The organism is Rhizobium sp. Leaf371, from assembly GCF_001424045.1.
Lineage (GTDB): Bacteria > Pseudomonadota > Alphaproteobacteria > Rhizobiales > Rhizobiaceae > Ferranicluibacter.
Window position 1 is genome coordinate 116,443 of sequence record NZ_LMQB01000003.1, and the last position, 20,371, is coordinate 136,813.

Sequence of the window (20,371 nt, forward strand, 5' to 3'; positions counted from 1 at the left end):
GCCTCATGACGTCCCTGAACCCCGACAGTCCCGCCCTCCTCGTCCGCCGCGGCCGCATCGCCGGGCCGGATAGTTTCTCCCCCGTCGATCTGCGGCTGTCGGAGGCGCGCATCGCGGTGATTGCGCCGGCGGGCACGCTTGCGCCCGAGCCGGGCGAGACCGTGATCGAGGCCGACGACGGCATCGTGCTTCCGGCCTTCGTGGATCTGCACACCCATCTCGACAAGGGCCACACCACGCCGCGCCAGCCCAATCCGGACGGCAGCTTCATGGGCGCGCTGACGGCGGTGTCCGCCGATCGTGTCGCCAACTGGACGGCCGCCGATGTCGAGGCGCGGATGGAGTTCGCCCTGCGCTGCGCTTACGCCCATGGGACCGCGGCGATCCGCACGCATCTGGATTCCGCACCGCCGCAACACGGGATCTCCTGGCCGGTCTTTGCCCGGATGCGGGAGAGATGGGCCGGACGGATCGAGCTTCAGGCAACCGCCCTCTGCGGCCCCGACCATTTGCTGGACACGGCGCTGGTCGAGGAGCTCGCCCAGACGGCGAAGGCGCATGGCGGGTCGCTCGGCGGGGCGATCTCGGTGTTCGACAAAGCGGGTGAGGCGATCGCCAATCTTATCGATGCCGCCGGCCGCCATGGTCTCGATCTCGACCTGCACATCGACGAAAGCGGCGACAGCGCCTCGCGCAGCCTCTCGGTGCTCGCCGACCGGGTGCTCGAGACCGGCTTTTCCGGCCGTGTGCTCGCCGGCCATTGCTGCTCGCTTGCGGTGCTTGCGGGCGAGGACGCGAAGGCGACCATCGCGCGGGTGGCGGAGGCCGGCATCGCGGTCGTGTCACTGCCCATGTGTAACCTCTATCTCCAGGACCGCGTGGCGGGGCGCACGCCGCGCTGGCGGGGCGTCACGCTGCTGCGCGAACTGAAGGCGGCCGGCGTCGCGGTGTCGCTAGCGTCCGACAACACGCGCGACCCCTTCTATGCCTATGGCGATCTCGACATGCTGGAGGTGCTGCGCGAAAGCGTGCGCATCGGCCATCTGGATCACCCCGCCGACAGGCTCGCCGACTGGTTTTCCGCGATTGCCGCCGTGCCGGCACGGACCGGCGGCTTTGCCTATGGCGGCACGCTCGCTCCCGGCGCCCCGGCCGATCTCGTGGTCGTGCGCGCCCGCACGCCCGGCGAGCTGTTCTCCCGCCCGCAGGCAGACCGCACGGTGATCCGCGCCGGCGCGGTCATTTCCGCAAGGCTTCCCGACTATCGCGACCTCGACCCCATTCTCGGAGTGACATCATGACGCTCGACGCTTTCCGCAACGCCATCGGCTCCATTGCGGTCGAGGACAATCCGAAGCTCGTCCAGAAGAAGAGCCGCGATTTCTACTGGTACTCGCCGGTGCTGAAACGCCAGCTCGACCATGTCACGGCGGACCTGATCGTCACGCCGAAATCGGAGCAAGAGGTGGTGGAGGTTCTCGCCGCCGCCTATCGTCACGACATCGCCATCACCCCGCGCGGGGCCGGCACCGGCAATTACGGGCAGGCCATGCCGCTGTCGGGCGGCGTCGTGCTCAACCTTGCGGACATGAACCGGATCATCGAGACCAGCCCGGTGCATGTGCGCGCCGAGACCGGCGTCATCCTCGAGAAGATCGACCAGCAGACCCGGGTGGCGCATGGCAGCGAGATCCGGTTTTTCCCCTCGACCTACCGCACGGCCACCGTCGGCGGTTTCGTCGCCGGCGGTTCCGGCGGCGTCGGCTCTATCCGCTGGGGCGGGCTGCGGGCGCTCGGCAACATTCTCGGCCTCACCGTCGTCACCTGCGAGGAGACGCCGCGGGTGCTCAAGATCGAGGGTGCCGACATCCTGAAGGTCGCCCATGCCTATGGCACCAACGGCATCATCACCGACGTGACCCTGCCGCTGACCGCCGCCTATGACTGGATCGACAGCCTCGTCGGCTTCCCCGACGTAATGGCGGCGACCCGTTTCGCCGAGGCGCTGGCCTGCCAGGACGGCATCCTCACCAAGGAGATCGCCGTCGTCGCGTCGCCCGTCGCTTACGACTATTTCCCACATTACCGCCGCTTCTTCGCGCGCGACACCTCGCTCGTCGTCGTCATCGCAGCGCCGCACGCGATGGACGCGCTGGCGCTTCTCGCCACCCATCACAAGGGCGATCTGATGTTCCGCTCGGACACCGTCGCGCCGGAGGAAAAGCGCCAGTTTCCGCCCGTCTACGAGCTCTGCTGGAACCACACGACCATGCGTGGCCTGAAGGTCGATCCCTCGATCACCTATCTGCAGACGCAATATCCCGACGTCGACCATGTCCGGCGCATCCACGAGATGCTCGGCGACGAGATGCCGCTGCATCTGGAGATGATCCGATTCGACGGCCGCATCGTCTTTTCCGGCCTGCCGATCGTGCGTTTCACCACCGAAGAGCGGCTGGAGGAGATCATCGCCATCCACGAGACCAACGGCTGCCTCGTCTTCAATCCGCACCGCTACACGCTGGAAGAGGGCGGCATGAAGCGTACCGATGCGGGCCAGCTGGCCTTCAAGGGCGAGGCCGATCCGAAGGGGCTGCTCAACCCCGGCAAGATGGTCGCCTGGGAAAACCCGGACTATGATTTCAGCGCCCGTCGCAGCTGGGTGTTTGCCGGCCTGCAAAGCATGGACGCGGCGTGAGCCATGGCGCGCATCCTTCTCATCCACGCCCATCCGGTCGAGACCAGCTACAGCGCGCAATTGCGCGACGTCGCCCGAAAGGCGCTGGAGGAGCAGGGGCACGAGATCGACCTGCTCTCGCTCTATGACGAGGGCTTCGATGCGGTTCTGTCGCGCGAGGAGCGGCTGAACTATCACGACGAGGCGATCAACATCACCCCGGCCATCGCGCCCTATGTCGCGCGCGTCCGCGCCGCCGATGCGATCGTGCTCGTCCATCCCGTCTGGAATTTCGGGCTGCCGGCCATTCTCAAGGGGTTCTTCGACCGGGTCTTCGTGCCGGGCGTCGCCTTCACCCTGGCGCGAGGCGACAAGGGCAAGCTCGTCCGCATTCTGCACAATGTCCAGTCGGTCGCGGTCATCACCACCTATGGCGGCCCGCGCTTCCGGGCCATGCTGGTCGGCGACCCGCCACGCAAAGTCGCACGCCGCGTTCTCTGGGCGATCTTCCGCCCGAAAAAACCTGTACGCTATCTCGCACTTTACAATATGAACGGCAACGGGGTGGCCGAACTCGATGCCTTCAAGGCGAAGGTCGCCGCGGCGATGTCGACATTCGCGGCGCTCTAGAGGGCCTTGGCGAGACGGCGACCGGCGGAAGGGCGGGAAGAACGCAGATGGCAGGCAGCATCGAACCGGCGATCACGGACGGCCTGGAGGGCGGCGAGCGGCGGCGCGGCGAGCTCGACATCCGTCAGTTGCGCGTGCTCAAGACCCTTCTGTCGGAAGTCAGCGTCTCGCGGACGGCCGCGATCCATGGCCTCAGCCAGCCGGCCGTCAGCCTGACGCTGCGCCGCTTCCGCTCGCTGACGGGCGACCCCCTTCTCGTGCGCAGCGGCACGGGCCTTGCCCCCACCCTGCGCGCGCAAGACATGGTCGCCCTGATCGACCGCGTCCTCGACGATATCGATCACCTCGTCGGTCGCGAAGCCGATTTCGAGCCGGAGACCTCGGAACGGGTGGTGCGGATCGTCGCGGCGACGAGCTTCACGCCGTTCCTCGTGCCGCGCCTCGTGCAGCATCTGCGCCGGCACGCGCCCCGCATGGTGCTGGAAATGCTGCCCATGCCCAGCATCGCCGCCCTCCAGCAGCTTCTGGACGCGGGCGAAGTCGATATCGTTCTGGCCCACCGCCAGCCGAACTCTCCCCATCTGCGCGGCGAGACGCTGACGGAATGCCAGACCGTCTGCATGCTCGACCCCGGCCATCCCCTCGCCGGCGCCTCCCGCATCGCCATGGCGGACTATCTCGATCTCGAGCACCTCTCGCCCAACCCGCCCTCCGGCGCCGCCGTCAGCCCGATCGACGGACGCCTTGCCGAACTCGGTCTCGCCCGGCGCATCCGCGCCAGCCTGTCGGAATATGCGCTGGTGCCCATGGTGCTGGCCGGCAGTGATCTCGTCTTCACCACCACCAAGCCCTTCGCGGACCAGTTCGCCGCGCGCTCTCACATCGCCGTCGTCGATGCGCCGGAAGAGTTCGGCGTCATGGCCGTCTATCTCTTCTGGCACGAGAGGGTCCACCACTCGACCTTCAACGCATGGCTGCGCGGCCTCGTCAGGGGCATGCTCAATTAGGGCTGTTCAGATCGCCGATGATGGCGTCATCGATCCTGACGACGGCATCTTTGAGAGAGAGAGAGAGAGAGAGAGAGACGTGATCGACATCTATGCGGACGGTTCCTTTCGGCCGAAGACCGCGACAGGTGGCTGGGCCTTCGTGGCGTTCCAGAAGGACCGCGAGATCCATCGGGCGCAGGGGTTTGCGCGCGGGCTGTCGAACAACACGTTCGAGCTTCGGGCTGTTCTGGAAGCGGCGCTCTGGATCGGGACCGACTGGATCGGACCGGACTGGATTGGGACAAACTGGGCCGGCGCTTCTGCCACGATCTGGACGGACTCGCGCCAGACGGTGACAGCCTGTCATGCCTCCCGGGCGATCTGGCGAAACAATGGCTGGCGCCGTCTGGAGGCGAACCCGAAGAAGCGGAAGCGCGTCATACAGGATGTGGCGTTGTGGCAGGCGCTCGACCGTCAACTCACGGCCAATCCCCGCATTGAAATCGCATGGTGTCGCGGACATGATGAAATCGCCGGCAACGAACTGGCCGATGCCCTGGCGCGGACGGCGGCAATGGCATCAAAGGCCAGCATCGGCTGAAGCATGTCGCGCCGAAGCGTTTCGCGGTTGCGACGAGCCTCCGTCGGGCACGGCCGGGATATGCGCGCGCAATGGCCGCGTTGACTTGAGCGGATCCGCGACCCATGTCACCGGGATGTCGAAGCGCGAGAAAGACGATGTCGAACTCCTGAGGACCTGGGCCTTGCCGTCCGCCGCCACGCTCGGCTCGTCGGTGCGCGCAAAGGGTCTTCTCCTCGAACTGCGGGCCCGCCTGCCCGCGTCCTCGAAGAAGCTGCTCGTTCTCGACGGCGGCGAGCTGGTGCTTGCGATGCCGGCAAAGGCCAAGACCGAATTCCATGCCGCAGCCGCCATCGTCTCCGCCGCCATGAAGGCGATCGAGAGCCTGCCGGTGATCCCCCGCGAGATCGAGGATATCCTGACGATCAAGCCGGGCGAGCGACATCGCTGGCTGGCAGATGGCCGGCTTCCGAGCGCGGGCACGCGCACGGTCCGGCTGGCGGGCCGCGCGAAGAAGATCACCTTCCATGTCTTCGATGCGAATATCGTCGAAGAGCTTCTGAACAGCGGTGTCGTCGACGAATGGCGAGACGAGGACAAGGCGACCGCGGCCGAGAACCGGCGTCGCGCCGCCTACAAGGCAAAACTGACGCGTTCTCTGCGAAAGGCCGAGACTGCCGCGCCACGTTCGACGCCGGGACCGGACGAGCCCTCGGCGGCGCTGGAGGACTGGGACGCGTTCGGACGCGACGGGCTCCTGCGCTGATCGGCGCGAGACGACTGGCACAGGCCGTCGCCGTGCAAGCCTTGATTGTCGGGGCCAGTCGAAGCCGTGCAGATCCTGAACGCCGGGCCTCGGCTTTCAGGATGTCCAGGCCCGTGACGCGAAGCGCATGCGCCTCAATCGGGGAGCCGAACGACGGCGCATCCGTAAGGTCCGAGCGACAGATGCCCGGAAATGGCTTCGCCGGTCAGAAGGTCGATGCCGGCCGGAAGGTCCGTCAGTTCGGTCGACGCCGCCTCCGTGTTCAGAAGGAACAGGAGCGTGCGGCCGTCGCCCTCGCGCAGGGTGGCCTCGACGTTTGCCGGCAGGTTCGGCACGAGCGGCGCGATGCCGACATCCGCCGAGAGCTGACCGACCAAGGCCTGAACGAGCGCATCCGTCAGGTAGGTGCCGACATAGATCGCCTGGCCCTTCCCCACCCGGCGCCGCGAGATGGCCGTGCGGCCGCCGAGGAACCGGTTGCTCCACTGGCCGATCGTTTCAACGTCCGGATCCGTTTCGAAGACCTCGTAGAGATGCGCCGCATCATACTCCGCATTGCCGATGGTCAGACGATAGCCGCGCCGGGCGGAGCTTGCAGGCAGACGCCGGGCCGGAACGTGGAGCCCGAACTCCGGCCCCGGCATGCCGAAGAGACCGTCGGCGCCGGGTTCCGCCACGCGTCCGAATTCCTCCACGCGCACGCCGCAGAGGGCCGAGAGGCCCGGTCCCGGCGCAAGGGTGCGCGGAATGTGATTGTTCTCGTCCCGCGTTCCGGTCATCGCGCCGACCACCAGCGTGCCGCCATTGCGCACGAAGGCCTCGACATTCGCGTCCCATTCGCTCTTCCACATCACCCAATGCGGGATGTAGAGCAGCTTGACGCGCGAGAGATCGTCGGCCGGGTGAATGAACCCGCAGGCGATGCCGGTCTCGTAGCAATAGCGGTGCAGCCGGGTTCCGTCCTCGAGCGGGCTCGGCAGGCCCATGGGATAGGTCTTGTAAGCTTCCTGATTGTCGAAATCGGCACCAGCGATGGCGATATCCATGCGCACGGTCGTGCCCAGCAGATCCTGCCTGATGCGGGCGATATCGCCGGCAAATTGCATCGCCTCGCGATAGCGTCGGCGGGGAACGTCGTCATGGTCGATGATGCCCATCCAGTAGATTTCTGCGCCGAAATGCGCCGGCCTCCAGCGGAAGAACAGAAGGCCGTCGGCACCGCGCGCCACGGAACTCAGCGCCATCCGCCGCATTTCCCCCGGCTCCGGGGTCATGGTGGAGAAGCCGGGCTGGCTGCCGAAGCCAGACGCCTGTTCCGGCACGATGAAGTTGCCGCTATAGGCGCGGCAGACATCGAGATGCAGGGCCTGCGTCGCCGCGTGGCCGCCGGTGCGGCGCATCTCGTCGTAGAGCATCGGGTAGATATCGAAGCCGATGAAGTCGAGATCCTCGCCGAACGGGCCGCGGAAGTCGATATCCTCCAGCCGGCCGAGATTGTGAAAGACGAACCAGTCCGGATTGACCGCGCGCAGGATCTCGACCTGATCGTGCTGGAACGCGGCGGTCGCGTCGGCCAGAAACCGGTGGTAGTCCTGGACATGGCCGGGGCTCGGGAAACCGGGATTGGCGGCGCGGGGCGCGGTGATCTGGTCGAAGCCGTCATAGGCCGTTGCCCAGAAATTCCCGCCCCAGGCGACGTTCAGGGCGTCGATGCTGCCGTAGCGGCGTTCCAGATAGGCGCGGAACGCCACCTGCGTCTCCTGCGAATAGGAGGTCGAGACCGTCGTGTTCAGCTCGTTGTCGGTCTGCCAGCCGATGATGTGCGGGTTGTCGCGGTAATGATCGGCCAGCGCCCGGGTAATGCGCCGGCTATGGACACGGTAGACCGCGCTGTTGGTGTCCGCATGCTGGCGGGACCCATGGGTCGCGACCCTGTCGCGCTCGTCGACGCGCAGCACGTCCGGATATCGCGCCGTCAGCCAGCGGGGCGGCGTGGCGGTCGGGGTGCAGAAGATCGTCTTGATCCCGGCCGCGCCGAGGACGTCGATCGCGCGGTCGAACAGCGCAAAGTCGAACACGCCCTCGCTAGGCTCGAACAGGTGCCAGGCGAATTCGCCCAGCCGGACGACGTTGAAACCGGCCGCCGCCATGCGCTCGGCATCGCTCTGCCAGAGCGCCTCCTCGATGTGCTCGGGATAATGGGGAACGCCCAGCAGGAACTGGTCGAGATTGAGCGGGCGCCAGACCGAGAGAGGGGCCGGGGGAGTGCGCTTCATGGGATCTGTCCTCGTCGATGCAGGAAATAGACGTATCAGAGGCGGGCGACGGGCTTCGGTGCGGAGACCGTTCGTCCGTCGGCGCCAAAGAGATAGGTGTCGCGCGGCTCGAAGCCGATCACCACCGGGGCCCCGGGCCGGAACGGCGTGACATCGCCGATCTGGACGGTGAAGGCGCCGGTGCCGCTGTCCGAATTGCTGGTGGTCAGGCTTCCCGCGTCGGCGTAAAGGATGGTCTCGCGGCCGAGATGCTCGACAAGCCGAACCTCCGCGGGAAACGTCACGCTCGAGCGGATGTCCTCGAGCGTCAACTTCTCGGGCCGGATGCCGACCGTGACATGCTCGCCGACCTGGACCCGGCCCTCGAGCTGGCCGAAGGGGATCGACATGCCGCCCTCGCATTCGACGACGGCCCCGCGACCATCGGCCGTCCGAACGGTCCCGTCCACAAAGTTCATCCGCGGCGCGCCGAGGAAGCCGGCGACGAACAGGTTGACCGGATTGTTGTAGAGTTCCAGCGGCGCGCCGACCTGTTCGATCCGACCCTTGTTCAACACCACGATGCGGCTTGCCATGGTCATCGCCTCGACCTGGTCGTGCGTCACATAGATCATCGTGGAACCGAGCCGGGCATGAAGCGTCGAGAGTTCGACGCGCATCTGCGTGCGCAGCGCCGCATCGAGATTGGAGAGCGGTTCGTCGAACAGGAACACGTCGGGCGAGCGCGTGATGGCCCGGCCGATCGCCACGCGCTGGCGCTGGCCGCCGGAGAGCTGTCGCGGCCGCTTGTCGAGCTGCTCCTCCAGGCGCAGGATGGCCGCCGCGCGCGCGACGGCGGCCTCAATCTCCGCCCTCGGACGCTTGGCCATGCGCAGCCCGAAGCCCATGTTCTCGGCCACCGTCATATGCGGATAGAGCGCATAGGACTGGAAGACCATGGCAATGCCCCGGTCGCCGGGCTCCTCCTTCGTGACGTCGCGGTTCTTGATGAGCAGGCGCCCGGAGGAGATGCTCTCCAGTCCCGCGATCGTCTTCAGCAGCGTCGATTTTCCGCAGCCGGAGGGGCCGACCATGACGGCGAACTCGCCGTCCTCGATCGTCAGGTTGATATCGCGCAAGGCATGATAGCCGGCATAATGTTTTTCGATGTTCTGGAGTTCAACGCTCGCCATCGCGGAGCCATCCTTTGCGGTGTCTGCTCACCCCTTCACCGCGCCGACGGTCAGTCCGGCGATGAAGTGGCGTTGCATGAGGAAAAACATGAGGACCGGGGGCACGGCGACGATGACGGTCGCGGCGGAGACGAGGTTCCAGGCCGAGACATATTCGCCCCGCAGGTTGCTCAGGCCCGCCGTGACCGGCTTCACGGCATCGCTCTGGGTCAGCACGATCGCCCAGAAATAATCGTTCCAGACGAAGGTGAAGGTGAGGATCGCAAGCGCAGCAAGTGCCGGGCGCACCAGGGGAAGCACGACGTGGACAAGCGTCTGGCCGGGCGAGGCCCCTTCGGAACGGGCCGCCTGGAAAAGTTCGTCCGGCAGCGCGGCGATGAAGTTGCGCATGAACAATGTCGCAAACCCCGTCTGGAAGGCCACATGGAAGACGATCAGCGCGGCATAGGTATCGTAAAGGCCGAGCGCCACCATGAGATCGCGCACCGGGATCATCATGATCTGCGCCGGCAGGAAATTGCCGCCGACGAAGAGCGCGAAGACGAGGTTCGCGCCGGGGAACCGGTGGCGCGACAGCACGTAGCCTGTGAGCGTGGACAGCACGAGCACGCCCACGACGGAGGGCAGCGTGATCACGAGGCTGTTGACGAAATAGCGGGCCATGGCGGTCTGGGTGAAGACGGCCGTGTAGTTCTCGATGAGGTTGAAGCTCTTCGGCCAGCCCCAGTAATTGCCGGCCATGACCTCCTCGAAGGAGCGCAGCGACGTCACCATGACGGTGAAGAGCGGCAGCAGCCAGAGGAGAAGAACGAGCGAGACGAGGCCGATATAGACGCCGCGGCGCAGGGGGGCTGTGGGCGGGATGGGGCGAGGATACATCAGGCGTTCCCTTCTTCCACCTTGAGGAGCGTGCGGAGATACCAGACGATGAAACCGGCCATGATCACGAACAGGACGGTTGCGATCGCCGCGCCATAGCCGAAGCGGTAGGAGAAGATCGACTGCTCGTACATCTGGTAGGCGAGCACGGTGGAGGAGCCGAACGGGCCGCCGGACGTCATGACCGCGACCATGTCGAACGAGCGCAGCGCCCCGATGACGGTGACGGCGAGCGCGATGAAGCTCACCTCCCGCAGCTGCGGCAGGATGACGTTCCAGAGCATGGCAAAGCCGCGGGCCCCATCCACCCGCCCTGCCCCGATCAGCTCCTCGTTGAGATTGTTGAGACCGGCCAGAAACAGCACGAGGCAGAAGGCGACCTGCGGCCAGAGCGCGGCGATGACCACCGCCACGGTGACGAAGGTCTCGTCCGACAGCAGGGCCGGCGCGGTCGCGCCGAACGCGTTGAAGATCAGCGCCAGCAGGCCGAAGGTGGGATCGTAGACCCAGGTGAAGACGACGCCGACCGTGACCGAGGCGAGCACGAGCGGGATGAAGAACAGCGACTTCACGATCCGCATGCCGGCGATCGGCTGGTTGAGCATCAGCGCCAGCGCAAGCCCCAGCGGCGGCGCGGCCATGAACATCACGAGCCAGATGACATTGTTCTTCAGCGACACGAAGAATTGCGGATCGTCGATCAGCTGCCGGTAGTTGTCGAGGCCGACCCAGACCATGGCGCCGACGCCATCCCACTCGTGGAACGAGACCCAGATCGTCTGGAGCGACGCGAAGATGATGACGACCCCGAACAGCAGGATCCCCGGGAGAATGAAGAGCGTGGGTGCCAGCCAGCTGCCATGGCGCCGCCAGAGTCGTGACATGTCGATCTGCTTCTGTGTAAGAGCGATAAGGGCCTGAGCGTCTTCAAGCTCGGAAGACGGATCGGGCGAAGAGGTTCGACCCCTTGGCCCGAGCGGCGGCGCCAGGGAGAGCGGCGGCCGCGGTTCGGCTATGCCTTGAAGACGCGCTTGCGCGTCGCTTCGAGGCGCGTCAGGATCTGCTCGCGCCGCTCCGGCTTCACCATGAACTCCTGAAAGCCCTTCAGGCCTTCCTGCGCCATGTCCGGATCCGTGTCGCGATCGTAGAACTGGGCGGTCCCCTTCACCGACTTCAGGCTTTCCACGGCGGCGTTTACCAGCGGGTCGGCACTTGGCGGGCAATCGCTGCGGGGCGGCACGGCGCCTTCCGGCGCAAGATAGGCCGCCAGGTTTTCGGGCTGGTAGAGGTAGGCAAGGAACGCCCGCGCGCCCTCCTTGTTCTTGGCGTTTTTCGGAACGTGAACGGAATTCAGCGCGAAATCCTCATAGCGCGGAAGACCGGGGGCGATCTCCGGAAAAGGCGCGAAGGCGATCTGGTCCTGCTCCTCGGGCGGAAAGCCGTATTTCACGAAGCCTGCGAGATCCATCATCGCCGCCTTCTTCTGCGCCAGCGCGGCGGCGGCCTGCTCCCAGCCGGAAGAGGTGTGGTTCGGCGTGAACAGGCCAGCCTTTATCAGAGCCTCCCACTTGTCGAAGACGGGCGTCAAGGCGGGGTCGGTATAGGCCATGGTGCCGTCCATCAGGGCCATGTGCTTTTCAAGCCCGTTGATGCGCAGGTTCATGTGATCGAACCAGCCGGCGGCGGGCCACATCTCCTTCGTGCCCATGCTGACCGGGACCATGCCGGCCGACTTCGCCTTGTCACCGAGCGACAGCAGGTCGTCGTAGGTCGCAGGCGCCGTCCAGCCCTTCTCGGCAAACACGTCCTTGCGATAGAACAGCCCCCACAGCAGGCCGCCGAGCGGCAGGCCGTACTGCTTGCCGTCCACCGTCACCGCACTGGTCGAGGTGTCGAGGACGTCCTGATATTTTTCGCGCGCAAAGAGGTCGGAGATGTCGTCGAACAGATCCCGCTTGACGAAGGCTTTCATGCGGTTGCCGGAAAACCAGAAGCAGATGTCGGGCGCACCGACGACGAGATAGCTGCGGATGGCGGTCTTGTGCGCCTCGTGGTCCATATTGTTGATGACGACCTTGGTCCCGCTGGCCTTTTCGAATTCGCTGGCAAGGCGCTGAAGCACCTCGCGCTGCGGGGCGTTGGCGATGTTGGAAATGATCGTCAGTTCTTTGGATTGTGCGAGCGCCGGACGGCCAAGGATGGCCGCGGACGCCATCAGGCCGCCCGCGCCGATCATGAAGGTCCGTCGCGACGGTGCAAAATCAGGCTGAATATCGGTCAAACGCATAGTGGCTCCTCCCACGACAGGTCCATCCGCGCGATCGCTGGTCGCGATCACGATCGGGTCAATTTCGTTCGAGATCGGCAACCGCCCCGAGGCCGACGACGCGTCGTTGCAGCCTGTTCCCTCGATTGCCAATGCGGAAAAGCTAGCCTATCTTCCCATGTCAGACAAGAATTAATTTACGAAATTAATTAAAGGGAAGACATGCGCGGCGGCCCCACGACATCTCGAGCCATCAACCGGAGACTGATCCTCCGTCTCCTGCGCCAGCAAGGTCCGGTCTCCCGGGCGGAACTGGCCTCGCTCACGGGCCTCAGCGCTGCCGCGGTGACCTTCGTGGTCGCCGAGCTGATCGAAGAGGCACTGGTCATCGAGCGGGAGGCCGTCGTCGGCGCGACGGGACGCCGGCCGACCCCGATCGATATCAACTACGAGGCGCATCTGACGGTCGGCTTCAAGCTGCATCGCCACCACATCGAGTGCGTGTTGACAGACCTTGCCACGACCCCGCTGATCGCCTCCGACGTCGACATCTGCGACCCGGCGCCAGCTGCCATCATCGAGACGATCGCCGCGACCATCCCCCGCCTGTTGCAGCGGGCCGGACGAGCGAGCGACGCGGTGGTGGGGATCGGCGTCTCCATTCCCGGCGAGATCAACCCGGCAACCGGCATCTGCCTGCAGAGCCCGCGCTTCGGCTGGCGCGATCTTCCCTTCGCCGAGATGCTGGCCGAACGGGTTCATGCACCCGTCTGGATCGATGACGACGTCAACGCCTTTGCCGTCGCGCAGCGCCTGTTCGGCGCCGGCCGGACGCATCGCAACTTTGCAGCCCTTGCCATCGGCGCCGGGATCGGCTGCTCGCTCGTCATCGACGGCAAGATCTATCACGGAAGCCGGAGCGCGGCCGGCAAGCTCGGGCACACCATCTCCGTGCCGGACGGGCGCCTATGCGAATGCGGCCGCCACGGCTGTCTCATGGCGCACGCCGCCGAGCCGTTCATGCTGGACGAATGGACCCGCCTCACCGGACAGGCGATCGCGTGGGAACCCTTCGTGGAAGCCGTCCAGGCCGGCGACGACAAGGGCCTTTCGATCGTCGCGGACGCCGGAAAACGCATCGGCCGCCATCTCGCCGACATGGTCAACCTGTTCGATCCGGAAGTGATCGTCGTCGGCGGAGAAGCCGTCGCCTTCGGCGAGGCGCTCCTCGGTCCCATTCGCTGCGAGATGGAGGCGCGCACCTTCTTCTCCAATCCCAAGCTCGTGCCCGATTGGGTCCCGAACTCCTGGGCACGCGGCGCCGCGGCCCTGGCAACGCAGGCCGTGTTCGATTTCGAAAGCGTATCCAGCGGTTAGACAGCGGCCGCCGGAGCGACGATCGGGAGATCGCCCCTACCCTTTCAGGATGCCGTCCAGAACCCGCATCGTGTCATCGATTTCGGCTTCGACCCGTTCGCGCGGGAAGCCGGCGCTCGCCTTGACGCCGACGGAATGAAGGGTTGCGATCATGAGATTGGCATAGCAACGGGCCTTCGCGCCGCCCGGATCGGACGCGATGCGTTCGCTGGCCCAGGTCTCAATGCGGCGCTGTTCGCGATCGACCAGATCCCGCAGAACATGCTTGGCATCGTCGCTGGCATTCGCCTCGGCCGCGAGCACGCAGGCGATGAGGCAGCCGCGGGGCTGCTCGTGATCGTAGAGGAAGCCGACGATGACGTCGCGAAGAGAGGGCTGCTCAAGGTCTTCAGCATTTGCCCGGGGCAGGCCGCGCATGGCGATCTGCTCGTAATAGCGGCCCACCGCCTTGAAGAACAAGGCGCGCTTGTTGCCATAGGCGGCGTAGAGGCTCGGGCGGTTGATGCCCATCGCCTCCGTCAGCGCGTCGATATCGGTGCCGTCGTAGCCCTTTTCCCAGAACACATCGACGGCGCTGTCGAGGGCCGTATCGACATCGAACAATCGCGGCCGGCCGCGCTTCTTTTGCATCTCGATAACGTCCGCCAAACTCGGCTCCATATTAATTTACCCCACAGTACACAATCCGCTTGACGGAGGCAATGTCCCGCTCTCATAATGTATTCGCCGGTACAGAAGTAGGAGGCTGTACGGGCTCGCGTCGATGCTTCGACGCCGGAAGGGAGGATCGTCCAGAACGGAATATGCCGGGAAGATCGGTGTTTGCTGTGTCGCCCCATTGTGACCCATGGGGGCCCTATGGAGCAGCCCAGGGAGCAGGACGTGGCGGCCGGTGGGCTTCGGGGAATGAAACCCGTCTCCCTCGTTGCCCCTCACATCCCGCACGGCACCGTGTCGATCACCGCGCATGCCGTCTGCGCGCCGCCTCGAAAGCATCCTGAACGACAGCGTTCACCCGGTGATGACCGATTGCTGCCCGAGATCGGCCGGCAACGGCAATCCCCGGCAACAGAGACAACAAGGGAAAACCCATGGCCTTCAAGGCACTGCTCGCGACCAAGCCTGGCGACACGATCTCGACCGATGTGGTGACCTTCGACGAGGCGAACCTGATGCCGGGCGACGTGACTGTGGCCGTCGATTACTCGACCGTCAACTTCAAGGACGCGCTGGCGCTCGGCGGCAACCACAACATCATCCAGACCTATCCCCTGATCGCGGGCATCGACCTTGCCGGCACGGTCGAGGCCTCGACCTATCCCGGGATCGCGGTCGGCGACCGCGTCGTCGCCAACAGCTGGGGTCTCAGCCAGACGCATCATGGCGGCGACGCGCAGAAGGCGCGGCTGAGCGGCGACTGGCTCGTCAAGCTGCCCGACGCGCTCTCCACGAGGAATGCCATGGCGATCGGCACGGCCGGTTACACCGCCATGCTGAGCGTGCTGGCGCTGGAACACGGCGGCATCACGCCGGAGCGCGGCGACATTCTGGTGACCGGCGCCAGCGGCGGCGTGGGGTCGATCGCCATCGCGATCCTGTCGGATCTCGGCTACCGCGTCGTGGCCTCGACGGGCCGTCTGGAGGAGACCGACTATCTCCGGGCGCTGGGTGCCGCCGAGGTGATCGACCGCCGGACGCTGTCGGAACCGGGCGCGCCGATCTCCAGCGAACGCTGGGCCGGCGTCGTCGATTCGGTCGGCAGCTATACGCTGGTGAACGCTCTGGCCCAGACGAAATATCGCGGGATCGTGACGGCCTGCGGTCTGGCCCAGGGGCTGGACCTTCCGGGCACCGTCCTGCCCTTCATCCTGCGCAACGTCACGCTTGCCGGCATCGATTCCGTTAACGCGCCGCAGGCCGAGCGGCTTCGGGCCTGGTCGCGGCTTGCGACCGACCTCGATCTCGAAAAACTGACGCGGACGGAAACGGTGGTGACGCTTGCCGAGGTGGCCGGCATTGCCGCCGACGTGCTGCAGGGAAAGATCCGGGGACGCACGGTGGTCGATGTGAACGCCTGAGACCTTTGAGACGAGAAACGACAACGTGTGGGAGGAGAACACGATGCGACTGGAGAACAAGGTGGCCGTCATCACGGGCGGCGATAGCGGGATCGGGCTGGCCTCCGCCAGGCTGTTTCTCGCGGAAGGCGCGCGCGTCGCGATCATCAGTAACAATCGGAAGACGCTCGACGCGGCCAGCGCGCTTCTCGGCGCCGAAGTGCTGGCGATCGAGGCCGATGTGACGGTGCCGGACACGCTGACGGCGGCGCTGACGCAGGTCGGCGCGCGGTTCGGCCACGTCGATGTTCTCCTGCCGGCCGCCGGCATCGCCTCGCCGACCCCGCTTGGGGCAACGACGGCGCAGACGGTCGATCGGCTCCTGTCGATCAACCTCTCCGGCCCGTTCCATACGGTACAGGCCGCGCTGCCCTATTTCCGGCCGGGCGCCTCGGTCATCCTCATGGGGTCGGTCATGGGCTCGCTCGGGCCGGCCGGGCTTTCGATCTATGCGGCGACCAAGGCCGCGATGGTCGGCATGGCGCATGCCATGGCCTGCGAACTGACGCCCAAGGGTATCCGCGTCAACACGATCATCGCCGGCCCGACGGAATCGGCGATCTGGAACGGCCTTGCGGCATCGCCCGGCGAGGCGCGGCAGATGATGGATGGCATCGCCACCACCGTTCCGATGGGCCGGCTGAACACCACCGAGGAGGTTGCGCAGGTTGCGCTGTTCCTGGCCTCCGACCAGTCCAGAACCATCCACGCGGCCGAGCTGGTGGTGGATGGCGGCCTGATCGGCGCGCCGGCCGGACGCATCGATCCGGCCCTTGGCCAAGAGCAGGCAGCCTAAGGGCGTCGGCAATTTTGAGACGACGGAAGCGCGGCGTCGCGGCAAGAGCGGCTGCACGGCGCCTTCCGGGAGGAGGTATCGGGATGACGACCTACAAGGAATTCTATCGCCGTTCGATCGAGGAACCCGATGCGTTCTGGACAGAACAGGCCGGGCTGATCGACTGGCAGCAGCCGTTCGAGCGGGTCTGCGACTATGACAGGCCGCCCTTCGCCGATTGGTTCGTGGGGGGCAGGACCAACCTCTGTCACAATGCCGTCGATCGCCATCTCAAGGATCGCGCCGACCAGCCGGCGCTCGTGGCCGTCTCCACCGAGACCGGCGACGAGACGACGTTCACCTATCGCGATCTGCATGCCGAGGTGCAGACCATGGCGGCGATCATCCGGTCGCTGGGCGTGGAAACGGGCGACCGGGTGCTGATCTACATGCCCATGATCCCGCAGGCGGTTTTCGCCATGCTCGCCTGCGCCCGGATCGGCGCGGTCCATTCCGTCGTCTTCGGCGGGTTTGCGAGCCCGAGCCTTGCCAGCCGGATCGACGACGCCAAGCCTGCGCTCATCATCAGCGCCGACGCGGGATCGCGCGGCGGCAAGATCATTCCCTACAAGCCGCTCCTCGACAGGGCGCTGGACCTCGTCACGATCCCGCAGCCGCCGGTGCTGATCGTCGATCGCGGCCTGGCCGAGGCACCCTTGCGCGACGGTCGCGACGCATCCTATGCCACGCTCCGGTCCGCCTTCGCGGGTGCGACGATCCCCTGCGTCTGGCTGGACTCGCGCGCCCCGAGCTACACGCTCTACACCAGCGGCACGACGGGCACGCCGAAGGCGGTGCAGCGCGATACCGGCGGCTACGCCGTGGCGCTGGCGGCGAGCATGAAGCACATCTTCCGCGGCGCGCCCGGCCAGACCTTCTTCTGCACCAGCGATATCGGCTGGGTCGTCGGCCACAGCTACATCGTCTACGCCCCGCTGATCACAGGCATGACGACGATCCTTTACGAAGGCCTGCCGACGAAACCGGATGCCGGCATCTGGTGGCGGCTGGTCGAGAAATACAAGATCACCGGCATGTTCAGCTCGCCGACGGCCATCCGGGTGATGAAGCAATACGCACACGAGCCGATCTTCGCCTCCGACCTTTCGAGCCTGCAGAACCTGTTTCTGGCCGGCGAACCGCTCGACGCACCCACGGCGAAATGGATCAACGACGCCTTAGGCACGCCGATCATCGACAATTACTGGCAGACCGAATCCGGATGGCCGATCCTGGCGCTGGCGAACGGCGTGGGAACATCCGAGACCCGGTTCGGCTCCCCGGGCGTACCGATGTACGGCTATCGCGTGCGGCTGCTCGACGAGGAGAGCGGCGAGGACATCACCGTCGCCAACCGCAAGGGCCTGATCGTGATCGAAGGCCCGCTTCCCCCCGGCTGCATCCAGACCGTTGCCGACGACGATGCGCGGTTCGTCTCGACCTACTGGTCGAAGTTCGGCGGACGCTACGTCTATTCGACCTTCGACTGGGGCGTGCGCGACGAGGATGGCTACTATTTCGTGCTCGGGCGTGTCGATGACGTCATCAACGTCGCCGGACACAGGCTGGGCACGCGCGAGATCGAGGAGAGCGTCTCCGGTCATTCAAACGTTGCCGAGGTGGCGGTCGTCGGCGTCAGCGATGCCTTGAAGGGCCAGGTCGCGGTCGCCTTCGTCACGGTCAAGGACAGGCAAGCCATTGCCTGCGCCGAGGATGCGACACGGCAACGGCAGGAGATCCTGAAACGGGTCGAGCAGTCGCTCGGCGCGATCGCGCGGCCGGCCGCGGTCCATTTCGTCGCGGCCCTGCCGAAGACGCGATCGGGGAAGCTCCTGCGACGGACGATCCAGGCGATCTGCGAGGGGCGCGACCCCGGCAATATCACGACCATCGAGGACCCCGGCGTTCTCGATGCGATCGCGGAGGTCGTCAGGCCGGCCGCCGCGCTGAAGCGGCCATAGAACGAATCCGGCGAAAACAGTTTTTCGTCCGGATCTGCAATGAGAACAAAGACAGAGCGACGGTCTGCGGTTCGAGGAAACGCGGAAACGCTCTGGCGTGGAGAACGCCTGGTCTTTGCGGCTTCGATCAACGGGATGAAGGAGGAGGACACCATGGCAACGCATGCGCTCGACTATGACTGGGTGATCATCGGCTCCGGCTTCGGCGGCAGCGTCTCGGCGCTGCGACTGGCCGAAAAGGGATATCGGGTCGCCGTCATCGAAAAAGGCAAACGCTACGAGGACAAGGACCTGCCGACATCCGATCTGGACAAGCAGCGCTTTGTCTGGGACCCGGCCCACAAGCTCTACGGCATCATGCGATCCGTGCTGTTTCGCCATATCCTGACGGGCGCGCAGACCGGCGTCGGCGGGGGAAGCCTGATGTATGGCGGCGTGCTGTTTCGCGCGCAGACGGGCTTCTACGACGATCCGCAATGGCGCGGCATCCAGAGCTGGGAGCAGGCGCTGAAGCCGCATTACGCCGAGGCGGAGCGCATGCTGGGCGTCAGCCTGCCGCAATGGGACTCGGTCGCCATGGGCCTGATGCGGGAGGTGGCGCAAGCGTTCGGCACGAAGGACAGCTTCGCACTGTCCCCCACCGGCGTGTTCTTCGGGGAACCGGGCAAGACGGTCGCAGACCCCTATTTCGGCGGCGAGGGACCGGCGCGCACCGGCTGCATGCGCTGCGGCGAATGCATGGGCGGCTGTCGGGCCGGGGCCGCAAACCGGCTGACCAAGAACTACCTCTGGTTTGCCGAGAAGAAGGGCGTGCAGGTTCTTCCCGAACAGGAGGTGGTCGAGGTCACGCCGATCGGCGCGCCCGACGGCGGCGACGGCTACCGGATCGTCACGACGCACCATGACGCGGCGGCACGGGACACGCGGACATCCTATACGGCCCGCGGCGTCATTTTCGCGGGCGGCGCCGTCGGGACCAACGAACTCCTCGCGCAGTGCAAGCATGGCGGCTTGCTGCCGCGCATCAGCGACCGCCTCGGCGATCTCGTGCGCACCAACAGCGAGGTGATCTATTCCGTTCAGTTTCCGGAGGATATCGGCTCCTGGCGCGATGTGACGGCCAGCAGCCGGGTACTTCTCGACGGCGACACGCAGATCGAACTCCTGACGCTCGGGCCGAAGGCGGGCGCACAAAGGCCGATCTGGACCTTCATGCCGGGCGGCGCACCGTCCGGGCGCCGCGTCGTCAAATGGCTCGGACAGGTGCTGCGCCACCCGCGCGCCTGGGTGCACTCGCTCCGCAAGGAGGGCTGGGGCGCGCGCACCATGCTGATGCTGGTGATGCAGACGCGGGACAACGGCATCCGCCTGCGGGCAAAGAAGCGCCGTTTCGGCAAGGGCTACCGTCTCGTCAGCGAGGCCGATCCGCAGCGCCCGGCGCCGAACTATATCGAGATCGGCGACAAGGTCATCCGCTGGCTGGCCGAGCGCACCGGCGGCATTGCCCAGACCACCGTCTTCGACGCCGTCCTCGGCATCCCGAACACGGGCCACCTCCTCGGCGGCGCGGCGATCGGGGCGAATGCGGAGAGCGGCGTGATCGACGCGGACCTCAAGGTCTTCGGCTATCGCAACATGCTCGTCTGCGATGCCTCGGCGATGCCGGCCAATCCGGGCGTCAACCCGGCGCTGACGATCACAGCGCTTGCCGAATACGCCATGTCGAAGATCCCCGCAGCCGTTGCCGACGACGCGCAGACCGGACCCCTGCATCTGCAGCCGGCCGGCTGAACAGGAGACGGCGCCGACAGGCGCGCCGGACCCACATCCTCAAAACCATCACGAC

17 protein-coding genes are annotated in these 20,371 nt (G+C 66.0%); 11 read left to right on the forward strand and 6 right to left on the reverse strand.

The genetic code is table 11. From position 1 onward, the window contains the following. Positions 1 to 5: 5 nt before the first annotated feature. The 6 genes from ASG39_RS05990 (at position 6) to ASG39_RS06015 (ending at position 5,642) form a co-directional block, all read left to right on the forward strand. On the forward strand, positions 6 to 1,301 hold the full coding sequence (locus ASG39_RS05990; protein WP_062593901.1) for a cytosine deaminase: 1,296 nt from the start codon (positions 6 to 8) through the stop codon (positions 1,299 to 1,301). After that, the gene (locus ASG39_RS05995; protein ID WP_062593903.1) at positions 1,298 to 2,698 is read left to right on the forward strand and encodes an FAD-binding oxidoreductase; all 1,401 of its coding nucleotides are present in this window, start codon (positions 1,298 to 1,300) and stop codon (positions 2,696 to 2,698) included. Before ASG39_RS05990 ends, ASG39_RS05995 begins: the two co-directional genes overlap by 4 nt. A 3-nt stretch (positions 2,699 to 2,701) precedes the next feature. Next, positions 2,702 to 3,307 carry an NAD(P)H-dependent oxidoreductase gene (locus tag ASG39_RS06000; RefSeq protein ID WP_062593905.1) on the forward strand — a complete coding sequence of 202 codons (606 nt, stop codon included), beginning with the start codon at positions 2,702 to 2,704 and terminating at the stop codon, positions 3,305 to 3,307. A gap of 47 nt (positions 3,308 to 3,354) precedes the next feature. Further along, complete coding sequence (locus ASG39_RS06005; RefSeq protein ID WP_062593907.1) at positions 3,355 to 4,314, forward strand: LysR family transcriptional regulator; 960 nt, start codon at positions 3,355 to 3,357, stop codon at positions 4,312 to 4,314. 79 nt (positions 4,315 to 4,393) lie between these two features. After that, positions 4,394 to 4,897 (forward strand): RNase H family protein, encoded by a 504-nt coding sequence (locus ASG39_RS06010; RefSeq protein ID WP_062593909.1) that lies wholly within the window; start codon positions 4,394 to 4,396, stop codon positions 4,895 to 4,897. A 115-nt stretch (positions 4,898 to 5,012) separates the two neighbouring features. Then, entirely contained in the window at positions 5,013 to 5,642 is a 630-nt protein-coding gene (locus ASG39_RS06015; RefSeq protein WP_062593912.1) for a hypothetical protein, read from the forward strand. Between the two features lie 134 nt (positions 5,643 to 5,776). On the opposite strand, the gene ASG39_RS06020 is transcribed toward ASG39_RS06015, so the two are convergent. From ASG39_RS06020 to ASG39_RS06040, 5 genes are all read right to left on the reverse strand, one after another. Further along, positions 5,777 to 7,918: a beta-galactosidase gene (locus ASG39_RS06020; RefSeq protein ID WP_062593914.1), complete on the reverse strand. Its 2,142-nt coding sequence runs from the start codon at positions 7,916 to 7,918 to the stop codon at positions 5,777 to 5,779. 35 nt (positions 7,919 to 7,953) lie between these two features. Next, a complete protein-coding gene (locus ASG39_RS06025; RefSeq protein ID WP_062593916.1) occupies positions 7,954 to 9,090 on the reverse strand; it encodes an ABC transporter ATP-binding protein in 1,137 nt (378 codons plus the stop codon). 27 nt (positions 9,091 to 9,117) lie between these two features. Then, positions 9,118 to 9,969, reverse strand: coding sequence for a carbohydrate ABC transporter permease (locus ASG39_RS06030; RefSeq protein ID WP_062593918.1), 852 nt, complete (start codon positions 9,967 to 9,969; stop codon positions 9,118 to 9,120). Further along, the gene (locus ASG39_RS06035; RefSeq protein WP_062593920.1) at positions 9,969 to 10,853 is read right to left on the reverse strand and encodes a sugar ABC transporter permease; all 885 of its coding nucleotides are present in this window, start codon (positions 10,851 to 10,853) and stop codon (positions 9,969 to 9,971) included. The genes ASG39_RS06030 and ASG39_RS06035 overlap by 1 nt, the downstream gene beginning before the upstream one ends. 128 nt (positions 10,854 to 10,981) lie before the next feature. Beyond that, positions 10,982 to 12,256, reverse strand: coding sequence for an ABC transporter substrate-binding protein (locus ASG39_RS06040; RefSeq protein WP_062593922.1), 1,275 nt, complete (start codon positions 12,254 to 12,256; stop codon positions 10,982 to 10,984). Positions 12,257 to 12,457: 201 nt separating this feature from the next. On the opposite strand from ASG39_RS06040, the gene ASG39_RS06045 reads away from it, so the two are divergent. Beyond that, positions 12,458 to 13,612 (forward strand): ROK family protein, encoded by a 1,155-nt coding sequence (locus ASG39_RS06045; RefSeq protein WP_062593924.1) that lies wholly within the window; start codon positions 12,458 to 12,460, stop codon positions 13,610 to 13,612. A 36-nt stretch (positions 13,613 to 13,648) separates the two neighbouring features. Here ASG39_RS06045 and ASG39_RS06050 read toward each other — a convergent pair whose 3' ends face one another. Next, positions 13,649 to 14,242, reverse strand: a complete 594-nt coding sequence (locus tag ASG39_RS06050) for a TetR/AcrR family transcriptional regulator (protein ID WP_082476997.1) — start codon at positions 14,240 to 14,242, stop codon at positions 13,649 to 13,651. Positions 14,243 to 14,703: 461 nt separating this feature from the next. Between ASG39_RS06050 and ASG39_RS06055 the strand changes: the two genes are divergently transcribed. From ASG39_RS06055 to ASG39_RS06070, 4 genes are all read left to right on the forward strand, one after another. Beyond that, positions 14,704 to 15,690: an MDR family oxidoreductase gene (locus tag ASG39_RS06055; protein ID WP_062593928.1), complete on the forward strand. Its 987-nt coding sequence runs from the start codon at positions 14,704 to 14,706 to the stop codon at positions 15,688 to 15,690. A gap of 43 nt (positions 15,691 to 15,733) precedes the next feature. Next, entirely contained in the window at positions 15,734 to 16,525 is a 792-nt protein-coding gene (locus tag ASG39_RS06060) for an SDR family oxidoreductase (RefSeq protein ID WP_062593930.1), read from the forward strand. Between the two features lie 83 nt (positions 16,526 to 16,608). Further along, positions 16,609 to 18,525, forward strand: coding sequence for a propionate--CoA ligase (locus ASG39_RS06065; protein WP_062593932.1), 1,917 nt, complete (start codon positions 16,609 to 16,611; stop codon positions 18,523 to 18,525). Positions 18,526 to 18,678: 153 nt separating this feature from the next. Beyond that, on the forward strand, positions 18,679 to 20,316 hold the full coding sequence (locus ASG39_RS06070) for a GMC family oxidoreductase (protein ID WP_062594168.1): 1,638 nt from the start codon (positions 18,679 to 18,681) through the stop codon (positions 20,314 to 20,316). The last annotated feature ends 55 nt before the right edge of the window (positions 20,317 to 20,371 follow it).

Coding starts and splice junctions, on each gene's coding strand:
- ASG39_RS05990 (WP_062593901.1), top strand. CDS start 6: ATGACGTCCCTGAACCCCGACAGTCCCGCCCTCCTCGTCCGCCGCGGC.
- ASG39_RS06065 (WP_062593932.1), top strand. CDS start 16,609: ATGACGACCTACAAGGAATTCTATCGCCGTTCGATCGAGGAACCCGAT.
- ASG39_RS06070 (WP_062594168.1), top strand. CDS start 18,679: ATGGCAACGCATGCGCTCGACTATGACTGGGTGATCATCGGCTCCGGC.
- ASG39_RS06040 (WP_062593922.1), bottom strand. CDS start 12,256: ATGCGTTTGACCGATATTCAGCCTGATTTTGCACCGTCGCGACGGACC.
- ASG39_RS06055 (WP_062593928.1), top strand. CDS start 14,704: ATGGCCTTCAAGGCACTGCTCGCGACCAAGCCTGGCGACACGATCTCG.
- ASG39_RS06050 (WP_082476997.1), bottom strand. CDS start 14,242: ATGCAAAAGAAGCGCGGCCGGCCGCGATTGTTCGATGTCGATACGGCC.
- ASG39_RS06015 (WP_062593912.1), top strand. CDS start 5,013: ATGTCGAAGCGCGAGAAAGACGATGTCGAACTCCTGAGGACCTGGGCC.
- ASG39_RS06020 (WP_062593914.1), bottom strand. CDS start 7,918: ATGAAGCGCACTCCCCCGGCCCCTCTCTCGGTCTGGCGCCCGCTCAAT.
- ASG39_RS06025 (WP_062593916.1), bottom strand. CDS start 9,090: ATGGCGAGCGTTGAACTCCAGAACATCGAAAAACATTATGCCGGCTAT.
- ASG39_RS06045 (WP_062593924.1), top strand. CDS start 12,458: ATGCGCGGCGGCCCCACGACATCTCGAGCCATCAACCGGAGACTGATC.
- ASG39_RS06060 (WP_062593930.1), top strand. CDS start 15,734: ATGCGACTGGAGAACAAGGTGGCCGTCATCACGGGCGGCGATAGCGGG.
- ASG39_RS06030 (WP_062593918.1), bottom strand. CDS start 9,969: ATGTATCCTCGCCCCATCCCGCCCACAGCCCCCCTGCGCCGCGGCGTC.
- ASG39_RS06000 (WP_062593905.1), top strand. CDS start 2,702: ATGGCGCGCATCCTTCTCATCCACGCCCATCCGGTCGAGACCAGCTAC.
- ASG39_RS05995 (WP_062593903.1), top strand. CDS start 1,298: ATGACGCTCGACGCTTTCCGCAACGCCATCGGCTCCATTGCGGTCGAG.
- ASG39_RS06005 (WP_062593907.1), top strand. CDS start 3,355: ATGGCAGGCAGCATCGAACCGGCGATCACGGACGGCCTGGAGGGCGGC.
- ASG39_RS06035 (WP_062593920.1), bottom strand. CDS start 10,853: ATGTCACGACTCTGGCGGCGCCATGGCAGCTGGCTGGCACCCACGCTC.